The sequence below is a fragment of the Actinomadura parmotrematis genome, assembly GCF_019458805.1.
Taxonomy (GTDB): Bacteria; Actinomycetota; Actinomycetes; order Streptosporangiales; family Streptosporangiaceae; genus Spirillospora; species Spirillospora parmotrematis.
The window spans coordinates 68,109-85,224 of the sequence record NZ_JAIBOA010000027.1; the positions used below are offsets into that span (position 1 = coordinate 68,109).

General features: G+C 74.6%; 14 protein-coding genes. 8 read left to right on the forward strand and 6 right to left on the reverse strand.

The genetic code is table 11. From position 1 onward, the window contains the following. Positions 1-3 precede the first annotated feature (3 nt). Genes K1Y72_RS31140 through sigJ form a run of 3 tightly spaced genes read right to left on the reverse strand, consistent with a single transcriptional unit; the run spans position 4 to position 2,867 of the window. The gene (locus K1Y72_RS31140) at positions 4-1,038 is read right to left on the reverse strand and encodes a 1-acyl-sn-glycerol-3-phosphate acyltransferase (protein ID WP_220170100.1); all 1,035 of its coding nucleotides are present in this window, start codon (positions 1,036-1,038) and stop codon (positions 4-6) included. Positions 1,039-1,040: 2 nt separating this feature from the next. Then, positions 1,041-1,877: a patatin-like phospholipase family protein gene (locus K1Y72_RS31145; protein WP_220170101.1), complete on the reverse strand. Its 837-nt coding sequence runs from the start codon at positions 1,875-1,877 to the stop codon at positions 1,041-1,043. A gap of 57 nt (positions 1,878-1,934) precedes the next feature. Next, positions 1,935-2,867 carry an RNA polymerase sigma factor SigJ gene (gene sigJ, locus K1Y72_RS31150; RefSeq protein WP_220170102.1) on the reverse strand — a complete coding sequence of 311 codons (933 nt, stop codon included), beginning with the start codon at positions 2,865-2,867 and terminating at the stop codon, positions 1,935-1,937. 164 nt (positions 2,868-3,031) lie between these two features. Between sigJ and K1Y72_RS31155 the strand changes: the two genes are divergently transcribed. The 5 genes from K1Y72_RS31155 to nrfD all read left to right on the forward strand — a co-directional run bounded on the left by K1Y72_RS31155 (position 3,032) and on the right by nrfD (position 10,963). Then, complete coding sequence (locus K1Y72_RS31155; protein ID WP_220170103.1) at positions 3,032-4,495, forward strand: MFS transporter; 1,464 nt, start codon at positions 3,032-3,034, stop codon at positions 4,493-4,495. Between the two features lie 86 nt (positions 4,496-4,581). Then, a complete protein-coding gene (locus K1Y72_RS31160) occupies positions 4,582-5,760 on the forward strand; it encodes a zinc-dependent alcohol dehydrogenase (RefSeq protein WP_220170104.1) in 1,179 nt (392 codons plus the stop codon). A 66-nt stretch (positions 5,761-5,826) separates the two neighbouring features. After that, positions 5,827-9,072, forward strand: a complete 3,246-nt coding sequence (fdh, locus tag K1Y72_RS31165) for a formate dehydrogenase (protein WP_220170105.1) — start codon at positions 5,827-5,829, stop codon at positions 9,070-9,072. A gap of 2 nt (positions 9,073-9,074) precedes the next feature. Further along, the gene (locus K1Y72_RS31170) at positions 9,075-9,959 is read left to right on the forward strand and encodes a 4Fe-4S dicluster domain-containing protein (RefSeq protein ID WP_220170106.1); all 885 of its coding nucleotides are present in this window, start codon (positions 9,075-9,077) and stop codon (positions 9,957-9,959) included. Beyond that, entirely contained in the window at positions 9,956-10,963 is a 1,008-nt protein-coding gene (gene nrfD / locus K1Y72_RS31175) for an NrfD/PsrC family molybdoenzyme membrane anchor subunit (protein ID WP_220170107.1), read from the forward strand. The genes K1Y72_RS31170 and nrfD overlap by 4 nt, the downstream gene beginning before the upstream one ends. A 7-nt stretch (positions 10,964-10,970) precedes the next feature. Here nrfD and K1Y72_RS31180 read toward each other — a convergent pair whose 3' ends face one another. The 3 genes from K1Y72_RS31180 to K1Y72_RS31190 form a co-directional block, all read right to left on the reverse strand. Then, positions 10,971-11,768 carry an adenylate/guanylate cyclase domain-containing protein gene (locus tag K1Y72_RS31180; RefSeq protein ID WP_220170108.1) on the reverse strand — a complete coding sequence of 266 codons (798 nt, stop codon included), beginning with the start codon at positions 11,766-11,768 and terminating at the stop codon, positions 10,971-10,973. Positions 11,769-11,856: 88 nt separating this feature from the next. Beyond that, positions 11,857-13,044, reverse strand: coding sequence for a PucR family transcriptional regulator (locus tag K1Y72_RS31185; protein ID WP_220170109.1), 1,188 nt, complete (start codon positions 13,042-13,044; stop codon positions 11,857-11,859). A 482-nt stretch (positions 13,045-13,526) separates the two neighbouring features. After that, on the reverse strand, positions 13,527-13,673 hold the full coding sequence (locus K1Y72_RS31190) for a GPGG-motif small membrane protein (protein ID WP_220170110.1): 147 nt from the start codon (positions 13,671-13,673) through the stop codon (positions 13,527-13,529). Positions 13,674-14,011: 338 nt separating this feature from the next. Between K1Y72_RS31190 and K1Y72_RS31195 the strand changes: the two genes are divergently transcribed. From K1Y72_RS31195 to K1Y72_RS31205, 3 genes are all read left to right on the forward strand, one after another. Beyond that, positions 14,012-15,313 (forward strand): L,D-transpeptidase, encoded by a 1,302-nt coding sequence (locus tag K1Y72_RS31195; protein WP_308287309.1) that lies wholly within the window; start codon positions 14,012-14,014, stop codon positions 15,311-15,313. A gap of 153 nt (positions 15,314-15,466) precedes the next feature. After that, positions 15,467-16,546, forward strand: a complete 1,080-nt coding sequence (locus tag K1Y72_RS31200; RefSeq protein WP_220170111.1) for a rod shape-determining protein — start codon at positions 15,467-15,469, stop codon at positions 16,544-16,546. Positions 16,547-16,581: 35 nt separating this feature from the next. Further along, positions 16,582-17,112 (forward strand): DUF1269 domain-containing protein, encoded by a 531-nt coding sequence (locus K1Y72_RS31205; protein WP_220170112.1) that lies wholly within the window; start codon positions 16,582-16,584, stop codon positions 17,110-17,112. The last annotated feature ends 4 nt before the right edge of the window (positions 17,113-17,116 follow it).

Here is a 17,116-nt window from a genome sequence, read left to right on the forward strand (position 1 = left end):
GCGCTACTGAAGGCTGAGGCGGGTGGCCTCGTCGCCGCTCGCGCACGCGCCGATCCAGGCGTCCACCCGCTCCCACTGGGTGAAGAGCCAGTCGATGCGCTCCTCGCGGCCGGCGGGGATCTCGGCGGCGGGGATGCGCCACCAGTGCGCGCGGACGGTCCGCTCCAGCGGCACGTCGCGCCACACGTCGCGGGCGGTCGCCATGGCCTCCAGGCCGCTGTGCGCGACGAACACGACGTCGGCGTCGGGCGCGGCGGTGAGCGCGGCGATGACGCCGCTCGCGCGCGGCGCCATGACGTTCTCCATGCCGGCGCCGCGCACCGCCTCGCGGGGGCGGCGCTGGCGCAGCAGCCGGACGATGGCGCGGCGGCGGCGCGTCGGGGTGAAGTTGCCGCCCTCGGGGAAGATCACGACGGCGGCGCGCTCGCCGAGGCCGCGCGCGGCCAGCTCGATGCGCTCGGCGGCGCCGTCGCCGGGCCGCACCCACACGTTCGGCAGCCGGTTGCCGGCGATGTCGATGCACGGGTCGTACTGCAGGAACGCCTTCATGACGACGCGGGGCCGCCGCCGGTACTCGGTCAGCAGCGAGTGGACGAGCAGCAGCGCGTCGCCCGGCCCGGCGTGCCGGCTGAGCACGATGACGGGCCGGTCGGCGGCGGTCGCGCCGGGCGCCTCGGGGTCGGGCACGACGGTGCCGGTCTGCTCGATGCGCAGCCCGAGGTGGCGCTCGGCGGCGCCGTACAGGCCCGCGACGTAGCGGCGGATGACGGCGTAGTGCGCGTCCTGCAGCCGCGGGGTCTTCACGTGGAACGGGGCGCGGCACCACAGCAGCGCGCACTCCAGGACGGCGCGCGTCTCCAGCGTGCCCCACGCGACGGCGAAGGCGAGCAGCCGGATGGCGCGGCGGCGCCCGTTCCGGACGCGGGACGCGAGCGCCGCCGCCGGGAACACGACGGGGAACAGCGCCAGCACGAGCAGCGTGAGGACGAACAGCAGGGGGACGAACACCAGGCGGCGGATCACGGGGGGAGGCATCATCTCTACGTCCGCTCTTTCAAGTACTGCAAGGACGCCTGGTAGGCGCCCTCGACGTGCCCGGCGATGTTCGCGGCGTTGCGGTAGCGGACCTGGGCGAGGTCCACGCCGGCCTTCTTCGGCGGGCCGCCCGCGGGCATGACGTGCACGGTCACGTCGCCCGGCAGGTTCGCCATCTCCTCGAAGAACCGGTGCCGGCGCGCGATCTCGAAGGCGACCATGCCGACCTCCCAGGGGCGGCGCGGGGGCGCCAGGTCGCGGTCGATGCGGCCGACGTGCAGGACGTAGATCGTGTCGGCGCCGAGCTCGATGGCGCGGCCGACGGGGATGCTGTGCACGAGGCCGCCGTCGAGGAAGTGCTCGTCGCCGATCCGGACGGGCGGCAGCATGCCGGGGGCGGCGGAGGACGCCAGCACCGCCGGGATGAGGGGGCCGCTGGAGAACCAGTGCGCCTGGGCCTTCTCGATGCTGGCGGCCACGCACTGGAACGGCAGCTCCAGCTTCTCGAACGTCTCGACGGGCAGCACGTGCCGCAGCATCCGCTCCAGCGGCTCGGCCGAGTGCAGGTGGGTGCCCGAGCGGGCGAGCGTCCAGAGCCGCTCCCACACGCGGGCGCCGAGGGCCTCCTGCACCGAGTCGCTGGACCACAGGCGGGTGAGGCGCTCGACGGCGCGGTCGGGATCGGCGGCGACGGCGGCGCCGTTCATCGCGCCGATCGAGGTGCCGACGACGAGGTCGGGCCGGACGCCGCACTCGTGCAGGGCGCGCAGCATCCCGACCTCGTGCGCGCCGAGCACGCCGCCGCCCCCGAGCACGAACGCGGTCCGCGATTGACCTGCCACCGGCACCCCCTGGACGTCCTCTCCGGAGGATCTCCGTGGGAGAGCAGGGTAAACCGTTCAGTCCCGCCCGTCGATGCGGGCGAGCTTGTCCGGGTTGAGGACGGTGTAGACGCCCTCGATCCGGCCGTCGGCGTCCAGGTCCAGGACCATGACGGCGAACGGGGCGTCGTGGTCGAACAGCACCGCGGACGGGTCGCCGTTGACGGTGCGGTAGCGGACGTCCAGGGCGGCCGAGGCGGCGCGGCCGGACGCGGTGACCTCGCTGATGAGGCGGGCGACGCGGCCGCTGCCGCGCACGGGGCGCAGGGCGGCACCGCGCTTGCCGCCGCCGTCGGACCAGAGGGTGACGTCGGGCGCGAGCAGCTCCAGCAGGTCGGCGATGCCGCCGCCGAACGCGGCGGCGAGGAACCGCTCGGTGACCTCGCGTTGCAGGCGCGGGTCGGCGTGGTGGCGGGGGCGGCGGGCGCGGACGTGCGCGCGGGCGCGGTGCGCGAGCTGGCGGACGGCGGGCGCGGACCGGTCGAGGATCCCGGCGACCTCGGTGAGGGGGTAGCCGAACACCTCGTGCAGGACGAACACGGCGCGCTCCAGCGGCGACAGCGTCTCCAGCACCACCAGCAGCGCCATCGACACCGACTCGGCGCGCAGCACCGGGTCCGCCGCGTCCTCGGCGCCCGCGGCGGGCTCGACGAGCGGTTCGGGCAGCCAGGGCCCGACGTAGCTCTCCCGGCGGCGGCTGATGGCGGCCTGCCGGGCGAGCGCGGCGTTCACCGCGATCCGCACGAGGTAGGCGCGCGGGTTCCCGATCGGTTCGGCGGCGGCGTCGCGGTGCCGGGCGGCCCAGGCGAGCCAGGCGTCCTGGAGGACGTCCTCGGTGTCGGCGACCCCGCCGAGCAGGTTGTAGACGACCGAGAACAGCAGCTCGCGGTGGTCCGCGAACACCTCGGTCGCGGTGTCGGACGGGACGGCTCCGGGCTGGACGTCGGGCATGGCGGCCTCCTCGCGCTCGCCCCCTCAGAGGGCCCGCGCGCCCGAAGTGTGACATGGCGCGCCCGGATGTGATCTGCGCCTCCCCGTGTCACGTCCGGGCGGGGCGCCGCCCTCCTAGGGGGTGAACGGGCCACGCCCGCACCGAGTCCCCGGAGGCATCCGCCATGTCCGCACCCGATCCCGCGCCGGCCGTCCTCGCGACCGGCCGGGGCAAGCTCATCCTGCTGCTGCTCTGCACGATCGCGTTCGTCGACTTCATCGACGGCTCGATCGTCAACGTCGCCCTCCCGGCGATCCGCGCCGACCTCGGCTTCTCCGTCCAGGACCTGCAGTGGGTGCCGAGCGGCTACCTGCTCACCTACGGCGGGCTGATGCTGCTCGGCGGCCGCGCCGCCGACCTGCTGGGACGCCGCCGCGTCCTCGTCGCCGGGACGCTGCTGTTCGCGGCGTCCTGCCTGGCGGGCGGCCTCGCCGGGACGCCGGGCGTGCTGGTCGGCGCGCGGCTCGCGCAGGGCGCGGGCGCGGCGATGATGCTGCCCGCGGCGCTGTCGATCCTCACCACCACCTTCCGCGACGGCGCCGAGCGCGCCAAGGCGCTCGGCGTGTGGGGCGGCGTCGCCGGCCTCGCGTCGGCCGTCGGCGTCCTCGCGGGCGGGCTGCTCACCGAGGGGCCGGGCTGGCGCTGGGTGATGCTGGTGAACCTGCCGTTCGTCGCCGCCGCCTTGGCCGGCGTCCTCCTGCTGCTGCCCGCCGACCGGCCCGCCCGCGACGGGCGCGGCTTCGACGCGCCGGGCGCGGCGCTGGTCACCGGCGGGATGCTGCTGCTCGTCTTCACCCTGGTCAAGGCGCCCGACGCCGGCTGGGACGCGGCCCGCACGGTCGGCGGCCTCGCCGGGGCGGCCGTCCTGCTCGCCCTGTTCCTGCTGGTGGAGGCCCGCACCCGCGCCCCGATGCTGCCGCTGTCGATCCTCCGCGTGCGGGGGCTCGCCGCCGCCGACGCGACGCTGCTGGTCACCGCCGCCGGGATGCTGTCGATGTTCTTCTTCCTCAGCCTCTACATGGTGAACGTGCTGCACTACTCGCCGCTGGAGACCGGCTCGGCGTACCTGCCGCTCACCCTCGGCGTCGGGATCTCGGCGGGCGCCGCGTCCAAGCTGATGACGCGGACCGGGACGCGGCCGGTGCTCGTCGCCGGGCTGCTGGTGTCGGCGGCCGGGCTGTACCTGCTGTCGCGGATCCCGGTGGACGGCTCCTACCCCGGCGACCTGCTGCCCGGCCTGCTGGTCGCCTCGCTCGGGCTCGGCGCGGTGTTCGTCAGCGTGACGGCGGCGGCGAACGCGGGCGTCCCCGCCGAGCGGGCGGGCCTCGCCGCGGCGCTGCTGAACGCCTCCCAGCAGATCGGCGGCGCCCTCGGCCTGGCGATCTTCTCGGCGCTCGCGGCGTCCCGCACCACCGGCCTGCTGCACGACCGGCGCCCCGTCCCCGACGCCCTGACCGGCGGCTTCCAGCGGGCGCTGCTCGCCGGCTGCCTGTTCCTGGTCGCCGCCGCCGCCATCGCCCTCCGCGCCGGCAACGCCCGCGGCGAGGCGGCGACCGAGACCCCCGCGCCCGTCCCCGAACGCGTCTGAGCTGCGGCTCCGCCCGGAAGCGGTCGCCGCGTTTCGGCGGCCGCTTCCGGGTAGGGGACTTCCTCCGGCGACGAAAGGGAGCGAACATGAAGGCCGTCACCTGGCACGGCAAGCGCGACGTCCGCGTGGACACCGTGCCCGACCCGGTGATCGAGAAGCCCACCGACGCCATCATCAAGGTCACCTCGACCGGCATCTGCGGTTCGGACCTGCACCTGTACGAGGTGCTCGGGCCGTTCCTCAGCGAGGGCGACATCCTCGGGCACGAGCCGATGGGCGTCGTGGAGGCCGTCGGCGCGGAGGTCGCCCACATCAAGCCCGGCGACCGCGTCGTCGTCCCGTTCAACGTGTCCTGCGGGCACTGCTTCATGTGCGGCGAGAAGCTGTACGCGCAGTGCGAGACGACGCAGGTCCGCGAGTACGGCACCGGCGCCTCGCTGCTCGGCTACACCAAGCTGTACGGGCAGGTCCCGGGCGGACAGGCCGAGTACCTGCGCGTCCCGCAGGCCCACTTCGGGCCGGTCAAGGTGCCGGACGGACCGCCGGACGAGCGGTTCGTGTACCTGTCGGACGTGCTGCCGACCGCCTGGCAGGCCGTCGAGTGGGCGAACGTCCCCGACGGCGGGTCGGTCACGGTCCTCGGCCTCGGCCCGATCGGGCAGATGGCGGCGCGCGTCGCGCTGCACCGCGGGTACCGCGTCATCGGCGTGGACCTCGTGCCCGAGCGGCTCGCGCTCGCCGCCAAGCACGGCGTCGAGGTGGTGGACGCCAAGACCGGCGACCTCGCCGAGGCGATCCGCACGATGACCGACGGGCGCGGCACCGACTCGGTGATCGACGCGGTCGGGATGGAGGCGCACGGCTCGCCCGTCGGCAAGCTCGCCCAGACGCTCACCGGGTTCCTGCCCGACCGGGCCGCCGCGCCGCTCATGCAGCACGCCGGCGTGGACCGGCTCGCCGCGCTGAACTCCGCCATCGAGATCGTCCGCCGGGGCGGGACGATCTCGCTGAGCGGCGTGTACGGCGGCATGGCCGACCCGCTGCCGATGCTCCAGATGTTCGACAAGGGCATCACGCTGCGGATGGGGCAGGCGCACGTCAAGCGCTGGATCGACGACCTGCTGCCGCTGGTCGCCGACGACGCCGACCCGCTCGGCGTCATGGACCTCGCCTCGCACAAGCTGCCGCTGGACGAGGCCCCGCACGCCTACGAGATCTTCCAGAAGAAGCAGGACGGAGCGATCAAAATCCTGCTCAATCCCTGACCGCCGCGCGCATGCCCGGCCACCGGCCGGGTAGGCGCGCAGGGTCGGGGAGAGTGGGAGGTGCCCGTGGGCGCACGCGATCTGATCAAGCTGTGGCCGGTGTACCGGCAGCTCACCGGGGACGACCGGCTCGGCCGCGGCGCCGCGGCCGAGTCGGCGGTGACGCGGGGGCTGCGGCCCCGCACCGCCACCGCCGACAAGGTGGTGAAGTCGGTCTGCCCGTACTGCGCCGTCGGCTGCGGCCAGCAGGTGTACGTCAAGGACGAGAAGGTCGTGCAGATCGAGGGCGACCCCGACTCCCCCATCAGCCGCGGCCGGCTCTGCCCGAAGGGCTCGGCGTCGCTCCAGCTCACCACCGGCGACGCCCGCGGCCACAAGGTCCTCTACCGGCGCCCGCACGGCACCGACTGGGAGGAGCTGGACCTCGACACCGCCATGAACATGATCGCGGACCGGGTGGTGGCGACGCGCGGCGCGTCCTTCGACTGGCACGACGACGAGGGCACCCGCGTCCGGCGCACCCTCGGCGTCGCGAGCCTCGGCGGCGCCACGCTGGACAACGAGGAGAACTACCTCATCAAGAAGCTGTTCACCGCGCTCGGCATCGTCCAGGTGGAGAACCAGGCGCGGGTCTGCCACTCCTCGACGGTCGCGGGGCTCGGCACCAGCTTCGGGCGCGGCGGCGCGACGACGTTCATGCAGGACCTGCAGAACTCCGACTGCATCGTCATCCAGGGCTCCAACTACGCCGAGGCGCACCCCGTCGGGTTCCAGTGGGTGGTGGAGGCCAAGGCCCGCGGCGCGAAGATCATCCACGTGGATCCGCGGTTCACCCGGACGAGCGCGCTCGCCGACCTGTACGTGCCGATCCGCGCCGGGTCCGACATCGCGCTGCTCGGCGGCATCATCAACCACGTCATCGGCACCGGCGCCTGGTTCCGCGACTACGTCGTGAACTACACCAACGCCGCGACGATCGTCAGCGAGGACTTCCGCGACACCGAGGACCTCGACGGGCTGTTCTCCGGCCTCGACGCCGAGACCCGGCACTACGACTTCCACTCCTGGTCCTACGAGGGCCTGGACGTGGCGCCCGCGTCCGGCGACCGCGACTCCGGCTACGAGGCGCGCATCCGCGAGTCGGGGCGCGGCGAGAGCCACGGGGCGGGCGGCGCGTCCGTCGGCGAGGGCGAGCCGCGGACCGACCCGACGCTGGAGCACCCGCGCTGCGTGTTCCAGATCCTCAAGCGGCACTACTCCCGCTACACCCCCGAGGTCGTGCAGGAGGTCTGCGGCATCACGCCCGACCTGTTCGCCGAGCTCTGCGAGTCGCTCACCGCCAACTCCGGCCGCGACCGCACCAGCGCGTTCGCCTACGCGGTCGGCTGGACGCAGCACACCGTCGGGTCGCAGTACATCCGCGCCGCGTGCATCCTGCAGCTGCTGCTCGGCAACATCGGGCGGCCCGGCGGCGGCATCCAGGCGCTGCGCGGGCACGCCAGCATCCAGGGGTCCAGCGACATCCCAACGCTGTTCGACCTGCTGCCCGGCTACATCCCGATGCCGCACGCGCACGCCCACCAGGACCTGGACGCCTTCGTCGCCGCCGACGCGGCCGAGAAGGGCTACTGGGGCAACATGCGCGCCTACGTCACCAGCCTGCTGAAGGCGTGGTGGGGCGACGCCGCCACCGCCGAGAACGACTTCGCGTTCGACTACCTGCCGAAGCTCACCGGCAGCCACTCCACCTACGAGACGGCGCTCGCGCAGATGGACGGCGTCTGCAAGGGCTACTTCCTCATGGGCGAGAACCCGGCGGTCGGGTCCGCGAACGCCAAGGTGCAGCGGCTCGGCATGGCGAACCTGGACTGGCTCGTCGTCCGGGACTTCTCGCTCATCGAGTCGGCGACGTGGTGGAAGGACGGCCCGGAGATCGAGACGGGCGAGCTGCGCACCGAGGACATCGGCACCGAGGTGTTCTTCCTGCCCGCCGCCGCGCACACCGAGAAGGCGGGCAGCTTCACCAACACCAACCGGACGCTCCAGTGGCGGCACGCCGCCGTCGAGCCCGCCGGCGAGGCCCGCAGCGACCTGTGGTTCACCTACCACCTCGGCCGGCTGATCCGCGAGCGCCTCGCCGCCTCCGGCGACCTGGAACGCGACCGGCCCGTCCTGGAGCTGACCTGGGACTACCCGACCGAGGGGCCGCTGGACGAGCCGTCCGCCGAGGCCGTCCTCGCCGAGATCAACGGGTACGGACCGGACGGCGCGCACCTGTCGTCCTACGAGCAGCTGAAGGACGACGGCTCCACCTCCTGCGGCTGCTGGATCTACTGCGGCGTCTACGCCGACGGCGTCAACCAGGCCGCGCGCCGCAAGCCCGGCTCCGAGCAGGACTGGATCGCCGCCGAATGGGCGTGGGCGTGGCCCGCCAACCGCCGCATCCTGTACAACCGGGCGTCCGCCGACCCCGACGGGAAGCCGTGGAGCGAGCGCAAGGCGCTCGTCTGGTGGGACGCGGCGAAGGGCGAGTGGACCGGCCACGACGTCCCCGACTTCAAGGCCGACAAGGCGCCCGACTACCTGCCGCCCGCCGGCGCGACCGGCCCCGAGGGGATCTCCGGCACCGACCCGTTCGTCCTCCAGGCCGACGGCAAGGGCTGGCTGTTCGCGCCCGCCGGGCTCGTCGACGGGCCGCTGCCGACGCACTACGAACCGCAGGACTCCCCCTTCGACAACCCCCTGTACGGGCAGAGCCGCAACCCCGTCCGGCAAGTGTTCTCGCGCCGCGAGAACCGTTTGCACCCGAGCGGGTCCGAGCCGGGCGCGGACGTCTTCCCCTACGTGGTGACGACCTACCGGCTCACCGAGCACTTCACCGCCGGCGGCATGACCCGCTGGTCGCCCTACCTGGCCGAGCTCCAGCCGGAGTTCTTCTGCGAGATCTCCCCCGCGCTCGCCGCCGAGCGCGCGCTGGAGCACGGCGGCTGGGCGACGGTCGTCACGGCCCGCAGCGCGATCGAGTGCCGCGTCATGGTGACCGAGCGGATGACGCCGCTGCGCGTGCAGGGCCGCACGATCCACCAGATCGGGCTGCCCTACCACTGGGGCCCGAACGGGTACACGACCGGCGACGCCGCCAACGAGCTGTCGGCGATCGCGCTCGACCCGAACGTGCACATCCAGGAGGTGAAGGCGCTGACCGCCGACATCCGCCCCGGCCGCCGCCCGCGCGGCCCCGCCCTGCCCGAGCTGGTGCGCGAGTACCAACGGCGGGCCGGCATCACCGAGCGCACCGGAACGGGGGCCTAGCCATGGGACGCATCTCCGGACCCCTGCACGACGTCGCGGGCGACGCCGGCCACCACGACCACCCGCCCCGCATGGGGTTCTTCACCGACACCTCGGTGTGCATCGGCTGCAAGGCGTGCGAGGTGGCGTGCAAGGAGTGGAACGCCATCCCCGAGGACGGGCTGACGTTCACCGGCATGTCCTACGACAACACCCAGGGCCTGTCGGCCGACACCTGGCGGCACGTCGCGTTCATCGAGCAGCGCCGCCCCGTCGAGCCGCCCGAGGACTACGCGGGCGTCGACGTCCTCGGCATGGCCGCCGACGGCGCCGCCGCCGACTTCCGCTGGCTGATGGCCTCGGACGTGTGCAAGCACTGCACGCACGCCGCGTGCCTGGACGTCTGCCCGACCGGCGCGCTGTTCCGCACCGAGTTCGGCACCGTCGTGGTGCAGGAGGACGTCTGCAACGGCTGCGGCTACTGCGTGCCCGCCTGCCCGTACGGCGTCATCGACCAGCGCAAGGACGACGGCCGCGCCTGGAAGTGCACCATGTGCTACGACCGGATCGGCGACGGGCTGGAGCCCGCCTGCGCCAAGGCGTGCCCGACCGAGTCGATCCAGTTCGGGCCGCTCGACGAGCTGCGCGAGCGCGCCGCCGCGCGCGTCGAGCGGCTCCACGCCGACGGGGTGCCCGAGGCGCGGCTGTACGGCGCCGACCCCGACGACGGCGTCGGCGGCGACGGCGCGTTCTTCCTGCTGCTGGACGAGCCGGAGGTGTACGGGCTGCCGCCCGCGCCGGTCGTCACGACGCGGGACCTGCCCTCGATGTGGCGGCACGCCGGTGCCGCCGCCCTCACCCTGATCGGCGGCGTGACCGCCGCGTACCTGGCGGGACGGAAGCGATGAGCGAGGCCGAGGCCACCCGGGACGGGCTGCGGAACCAGCGGCCGGGACGCGAGGCGCGCGGCGCGGCGGGCGGCCCGAAGCGGCGCGGGCGGCGGCGGCGCGGCGAGGAGACGGTCGTCCCCGACGCCGAGTTCCGCTCCTACTACGGGCGGCCGATCATCAAGCCGCCGACGTGGAAGGCCGCCGACATCGCGGGCTACCTGTTCCTCGGCGGCCTCGCGGGCTCGTCGTCGCTGCTCGCGCTCGGCGCCGAGCTGACCGGGCGGCCGCGCGCCGCGCGGGCCGGGAAGATCGGCGGGCTCGGCGCGATCGGGCTGTCCACGGTGCTGCTGATCCACGACCTCGGGCGCCCGGCGCGGTTCGCCAACATGCTGCGGGTCGCCAAGCCGACGTCGCCGATGAGCATGGGCTCGTGGATCCTCATGGCCTACGGCCCGGCCGCCGGGGTCGCCGCCGCGACCGACGTCACGGGCCTGTTCCCGCGGATCGGGCGCGCCGCGACGGGGTGGGCGGCGCTCGCCGGGCCCGCCGTCGTGTCCTACACCGCCGTGCTGATCTCCGACACCGCGATCCCGGCCTGGCACGGCGCGCACCGCGAGCTGCCGTTCGTGTTCGCCGGATCGGGCGCGGCCGCCGCGTCCGGCCTCGTCCTGCTCGCCGCGCCGCGCTCCGAGACGGCCCCGGCGCGCACCGTCGCGGTGTTCGGGGCGGCCCTGGACCTCGCCGCGTCCCGGCTGCTGGAGCGCCGCCTCGGCCCGGTGGTCGCCGAGCCGTACCGGACGGGGCGCGGCGGGCGGCTGATGCACGCCGCGACCGCGCTGACGGCCGCCGGCGCTCTCGGCGCCGCGCTGCTCGCGGGCCGCTCCCGCCCGGCCGCCGCCCTCGCGGGCGCGGCGCTGCTGGCGGGCTCGGCCTGCACCCGCTTCGGCGTCTTCGCCGCCGGCGTCCAGAGCGCCACCGACCCCAAGTACACGATCGCCGCCCAGCGCCCCGCCCCCGAGTGACCGCCCGTCAGGGGGCGGACCAGGCGACGGGGTGGAGGGCGTGCTCGCCGTCGAAGCCCTTGAGGGACGCGCGGCGCGGCTCGTCGCGGAGGAGGCGGGCGGGGTCGGGGAGGGCGGCGGCGGTCTCGCCGCTGACGAGGATCTCGCCGCCGTCCGCCTGCGCGGCGACGCGGGCGGCCATGGCGACGGCCCGCCCGAAGTAGTCGCCGTCGCGGGAGACGGCGGCGCCGCGGTGGACGCCGATGCGCACCGCGACGCGGGCGCCGCCCCGCGCCCTGCCGTGACGCCCGGCCAGCGCGCGCTGGATCGCGGCGGCGGCGTCGAGCGCCCGCTCCGGATCCCCGAACGCGATCATGAAGCCGTCGCCCTGGGACTTCACGATGTGGCCTCCGCGGGCGGTGACCTCCCGGCGGACCAGCCGGTCGTGCGCTTTCAGGAGCCGCACCCAGGCCCGGTCGCCGAGCGCGCCGTTCAGCGCGGTCGAGTCGACGATGTCGGTGAACACGAAGGTGACGGTGCCGTCGGGCGCGGTGACGCGGACGAGCTCGGCGCGGTCCTCGGCGGCCCAGCGGGCGAGGTCGTCCAGGGACGCCACCAGCATGCCGCGGGCGCCGTGCCGGCGCAGCCGCGAGGCGGTGGTCACCGCGACCTGCACGGCCCGCTGCGTCCCCTGGAGGAGGCCGGACTCGGGGCGCGGCCGGGTCGCCTCCAGCAGCTCCGCGTAGCGGCGGCGCTCGCGGGCGAGCAGGACGGCCAGGACGGCCGCGGCGGCGAGGGCGAGGGCGGCGACGGCGGACGCGGCCATCGGCCAGAAGGCGGCGATGGCTCCTCCTCGGGTCGGGGGACCGGGAGCAGCACTCTACCCGTCGGTAACTTGCCGGGGGCGGCCGGGCTCAGTCGGGGTGCGGGCCGGTCTGGAACCAGTAGGTGACGGCCGCCTGGTACTCCAGGTTGCGGTCGGGGTCGCGGATGGCGGGGCCGAACGCCTCGTCCAGGCGGCGCACCCGGTAGCGGATGGTCTGCGGGTGCAGGTGCAGGAGCGTCGCGACCTCGGAGGCGTTGAAGCCCGTCTGGAGGCACCGCAGCAGCGTCTCCATGAGCGCCTCGCGGCTGCGCCGCACGTCGGTGAGCGGCGCCAGCAGCGTCGCCGCCAGGTGCTCCATGAGGTCGGCGCCGTGCCGCAGCACGAGCGGCACGGCGTGGTCGGCGGTGTGCACGGGCCCGCCGTCGCCCGGACCGGTGCGGGCGGCCAGCTCCAGCGTCCGGCGGGCCCAGCGCAGCGATGTGCGGACCTGCGCGAGCGGGACGGCGGGGCCGACCGCGGCCGTCCAGTCCTTCAGCTCGGCGGCGAGCCGGGCGCGCCCGCCGGGCCCCTCCGGGTCGGGGACGATCAGGCAGGGCTCCGGCAGGTGCAGGCCGGGCAGCGCGTCGGCGGGGACGCCGGGCCGCGGCCCCGCCGCGCCGGGGCGGCGGACGAGGGCGACGGCGGCGACCGTCCGCGGGACCGGCCAGCCGGCGTCCGCGGCGAGCCGCCGCACGTCCTCGGGCCGCGGGTCGCCGCGCAGGACCAGGTCCAGCAGGGCGCGGCGGCGCTGCAGGACGTCCCCGGCGGCGCGGGCGCTGTCGTAGCCCTCGGCCAGCGCGCCGGTGATCTCGTCGAGGTAGTACAGGACGTTCTCGGCGACCCGGGCGATGGCCGTCGGGGTGACGCCGGGGAACGACCCGGCGGCCTCGGTCAGCCGGTTGATCGCGACGCCGGTGCTGACCCGGAAGCACTCCTGCCAGGTGTCCTGCGGGATGCCCTCCTCGGCGACGAGCACGCCGAGGTCCCGGTAGAAGGCGCGCAGCTCCGCCAGCCCGCCGTCCCCGCCGGTGAGGACCTCGACGAACCGGCCGATGCCCCAGTGCACCGCCTGCGTCAGGAACGCGGAGTAGCGCGGGTCCTGCGGCCGCACCAGCGCCGGGAGCCGCGCCTCGATCTCGCCGACGGCCTCGGCGGAGACGTCCGCCAGGCGGCCGCGCAGCACGTCGCCGAGCTCCGCGGCCTGGGCGTCGGTCAGGTCCAGATCGGTCAGCCGCACGGCACTCGCCCCCTCGTGTAACTCAGGTCACACGATAGGGCCGAAACGGGCATAGGGGACCTTCAGCGAACGCGCAATCTCAGCGGGCCGAGGAGGGAGCGGACGCTGCCGAGCGCCACCGGCACGAAGACGGCGAGGGCGAGCGCGGCGTCCGCCGGGGAGACCGCCGGTCCCCGCAGCAACCCGAGGGCACGAGGGATCCCGCGTCTCAGCCTGGGCAGCGGGCGGCCGCCCGCCCTCGGCCGGAAGTGGGGGCGCCGGGCGCGCCCCGCGCGACTTCCGGACGATCCCGGAGGCGCCGGCGCCCTTATCCCGCGGCCGGGATTTCCGGCCGGAAAAGGTTTATCGGAAAGAACGCGGGCAGCCCCCGGCCGTAACGGCCGGGGGCTGTGCTACGGATGGGCCGCGATGGCCCGCCCGGTGCCCGATCCTGCCCGAGATCCCCGCTGAGCACGGCGTCAGCGGCGAACGCTCGGGCGGGGTCAATGGAAGATGCTGACGCCGCCGGGGCCGACGAGCAGGCCGACGATGATCAGCACGACGCCCCAGAGGATGTCGCGGCGGGCGATGAGGACGTAGATACCGGCGATGACCAGAATGACGGCGATGAGCCACAGAATGAATGCCATGCGCCAAAGGTCCCCCTAGAGAATGATGTCAAACAACTCCGCACTGCCTTTCTCCGGAAACCCTTGCGGACAAGGGTTTCCAGAGGTACGCGCCCGAGCCCCTTCCGCGTCGGGGCGCCGCGGGCACGACCGTCCCCCCGGCGAGCGGGTACCGTCCGCACGCACGTCCTGACGGAACGTGGTGGGGCGGGGCGGAAAATCAAGGGGTCTCGTGGTGAACCGGTGGGCCGGAGCGACCGTTGATACGTAGGGTGAACAAGTCGACGGCAAGCCCGTACAGGGCGAGTTTTTACCGATATTGTTCCCCTTTGGGGCTGTTGGGCTAAAGAAGGAACACCGTGCGACGGGGTACCACGTTCATCGCGCTCGGGCTCGCGCTCGGGCTGGTCTCGGCCTGCTCGTCGAACGGGACGGGCGGCGGCGACAAGACGACCACGCAGGAGGGCAAGGACGGCGCCCCCTCGGTCTCGATCACGCCGTCCAACCTGGCCAAGAACGCCGAGCCCGACAAGGGCGTCACGGTCACCGCCGCGGGCGGCACGCTCAGCCGGGTCACCGTCACCTACAAGGGCAGGCCGGTCCCCGGCGCCCTGTCGGACGACAAGACCACCTGGCGCTCCACCTGGACCCTCACGCCCGGCGGCCGCTACCAGGTCGCGGCCACCGCGACCGGCGCCAAGGGCAAGACCACCGACGCTACCAGCAGCTTCCAGGCCGACAAGCACGTCGCGGCCACCACCATCTCCCAGGTGATCCCGGCGACCGGCGAGAAGGTCGGCGTCGGCATGCCGATCCTCGTCCAGTTCAGCAAGGCCGTCCCGGTCAAGGCCCGCCCGGCGGTCGAGAAGGCCCTGGAGATCACCTCCACCCACCCGACCGAGGGCGCCTGGCGCTGGCTGAGCGCCGGCGAGTCGTTCAACGGCCTGCCGTCGGTGGCGTTCCGGCCGCGCAAGCCGTGGAAGGCCAACCAGAAGGTCACCATCACCGCGCACTACGCGGGCCTCCGCATCGGCGACGCGGTGTTCGGCGACAAGGACGTCAAGCACACCTTCACCATCGGCGACGCGCACACCATCACCGTCAACGCCAAGACCGACAAGCTCGTCGTCCGCAAGAACGGCAAGGTCGTGCGGTCGTGGGGCGTCAGCCTCGGCTCCGGCGGCGACGTGCAGGCCGACGGCGTCGACCACCTGCTCACCACCAGCGGCGTGCACCTCACGATGAACAAGAGCCGCCTGGAGCGCATGCGCCCGCCCGGCAAGAAGGAGGGCGACCCGGGCTGGTACGACGAGAAGGTGCCCTGGGCGTACCGGATCTCCAACTCCGGCGAGTACATCCACCAGAACATGGACGACCCGTCGTGCCTCGGCAACCGCAACTGCAGCCACGGCTGCGTGCGGTCCCCCGCCGGCGACGCGCAGTGGTTCTTCGGCTGGGCCTACCCGGGCGACATCGTCACGATCACCGGCACCAAGCGCAAGCTCGCCTGGACCAACGGCTGGGGCTACTGGCAGCTCCCGTTCGGCACCTGGACGCAGGGCGGCGCGCTGAAGAAGCCGGTGACGACCGCGCCGCACACCGCCGCGCCGGCGGCCGGCGCGTCCCCGACGGCCTCGCCGCCGGTGACGCCGGGCGCCTGACCGTCCCCGCACGCACGCCCGGACCGGGGCGGCACGCCCCGGCTTGGTGAACTCTTTGCACCCCCCAGGACCCCGCCTGGTCTTACCGACCTAGCGGACAGGTGAGGACTCTCAACGAGGAAACCACCAAGCGCCACGGTCCCGGGAGGAAGCGTGCATCTGCGGGACTTTCCCGGGCGGTCGACCGCCATCGACCTCGGCAGCGCCACGGTGCGCGTGCACGTCGCCGGACGCGGGATCGTCGCCGCCGAACCGGCCGCGCTCGCCCGCTGCACCGAGACCGGCCGGGTCCTCGCGATCGGCCGCGCGGCCGTGGACCTCGCCGAGCGGCGCCGCGGCGTCCGGCTCGTCCGCCCGGTCCGCGGCGGCGTGCCCGCCGAGCCCGACGACACCGAGGCGATCCTGCGGCGGCTGCTCCGCCACCACCACCGCAGCCGCTACCTGGCCCGGCCGCGCATGGCGATCACCGCGCCGAGCCTGCTCACGCCGCTGCAGCGCGAGGCCGTCTGCGAGGCGGCGTTCCGCGCCGGCGCCCGCAAGCTCACCGTGGTGCCGAAGCCGCTCGCGGCGGCGCTCGGCGCCGGGCTGCCCGGCCCCGGCAGCGACACCGCCGTCGTCGCCGACATCGGCGCGCACGTCACCGACGTCGGCCTGATCACGTTCGGCGGCCTCGCCGGTTCGGCGACGGCGCCGGTCGGCGGCGCCGACCTCGACCGCGCGATCGTGTCCTTCGTCCGCACCGAGCACCGCCTGCACATCTCCGCCGCCGCCGCCGAGCGGGTGAAGACCGAGCTGGGCGCGCTCGCGCCGCGCGGCCGCCGCCGCGCCCAGCAGATCCTCGTGCACGGCCGGGACGTGCGGACGGGCCTGCCGCGCGCCGAGGTGCTCGCCGCCGACGACGTGCACGCCGCGATCGCCGCGCCGGTGGACGCGATCGTCGAGGCCGTCACGAGCGGCCTCGCGTCCTGCTCGCCGGACATGGCCGCCGAGCTGGTCTCGGGCGGCCTCACCCTGACCGGCGGCACCGCCGCGCTGCGCGGCCTGGACCGCCGCGTCCACGAGGCCACCGGCCTGCCCGTGCGGGTCGCCGCCGACCCGGCGGACGCCGCGGTGAAGGGCGCCGCGGCGATGCTCGCGCTCGGCGGCGCGTCGCCCGACCCCGACGTCCGCTCCGGGCGGCGCGGGTCGCTGCTGCCGTCGCCGCCGCAGCCGTGGCCGGTCCGCTCCCTCTGACCGCTCCGATCCGCACCGACCGACGGGATGTGCCCATGAGCGACCTGATCGCCATCGCCTACAACGACCTGGAGACCGCGCAGCAGGCCCGCGCCCAGCTCATCGAGCTGCAGAAGCAGCACCTGGTCGAGCTGTCGGACCTGGTGGTCGTCGAGCGCAGGCAGGACGGCAAGATCAAGCTGCACCAGTCCAACAACCTGCTGGCGGGCGGCGCGCTCGGCGGCGCCGCCTGGGGCGGCCTGATCGGGCTGATCTTCCTGAACCCGCTGCTCGGCATGGCGATCGGCGGCGCCACCGGCGCGGCCGTCGGCGCCGCCACCGACGTCGGCGTCGACGACGACTTCATGCGCCGCCTCGGCGAGGGCCTCACGCCGGGCGCCGCCGCGGTGTTCGTGCTGGTCGACCACGCCAGCCCGGACAAGGTCGTCCCGCAGATGGCGCGGCTCGGCGGGCAGATCATCCAGACGTCGCTGTCCAACGACGCCGAGGAGGCGCTCCGCGAGGCGATCGCGGCCAACGGCCGCCCCGCGGACGCCGTCCACCGCGAGACCGCGCCGCAGTCCTAGCGGC

What these genes read in the sequence shown, in the direction of transcription:
- K1Y72_RS31140 (WP_220170100.1), bottom strand. Translation starts at nt 1,038, where the DNA reads ATGATGCCTCCCCCCGTGATCCGCCGCCTGGTGTTCGTCCCCCTGCTG.
- sigJ (WP_220170102.1), bottom strand. Translation starts at nt 2,867, where the DNA reads ATGCCCGACGTCCAGCCCGGAGCCGTCCCGTCCGACACCGCGACCGAG.
- K1Y72_RS31155 (WP_220170103.1), top strand. Translation starts at nt 3,032, where the DNA reads ATGTCCGCACCCGATCCCGCGCCGGCCGTCCTCGCGACCGGCCGGGGC.
- K1Y72_RS31160 (WP_220170104.1), top strand. Translation starts at nt 4,582, where the DNA reads ATGAAGGCCGTCACCTGGCACGGCAAGCGCGACGTCCGCGTGGACACC.
- K1Y72_RS31170 (WP_220170106.1), top strand. Translation starts at nt 9,075, where the DNA reads ATGGGACGCATCTCCGGACCCCTGCACGACGTCGCGGGCGACGCCGGC.
- nrfD (WP_220170107.1), top strand. Translation starts at nt 9,956, where the DNA reads ATGAGCGAGGCCGAGGCCACCCGGGACGGGCTGCGGAACCAGCGGCCG.
- K1Y72_RS31180 (WP_220170108.1), bottom strand. Translation starts at nt 11,768, where the DNA reads ATGGCCGCGTCCGCCGTCGCCGCCCTCGCCCTCGCCGCCGCGGCCGTC.
- K1Y72_RS31190 (WP_220170110.1), bottom strand. Translation starts at nt 13,673, where the DNA reads ATGGCATTCATTCTGTGGCTCATCGCCGTCATTCTGGTCATCGCCGGT.
- K1Y72_RS31205 (WP_220170112.1), top strand. Translation starts at nt 16,582, where the DNA reads ATGAGCGACCTGATCGCCATCGCCTACAACGACCTGGAGACCGCGCAG.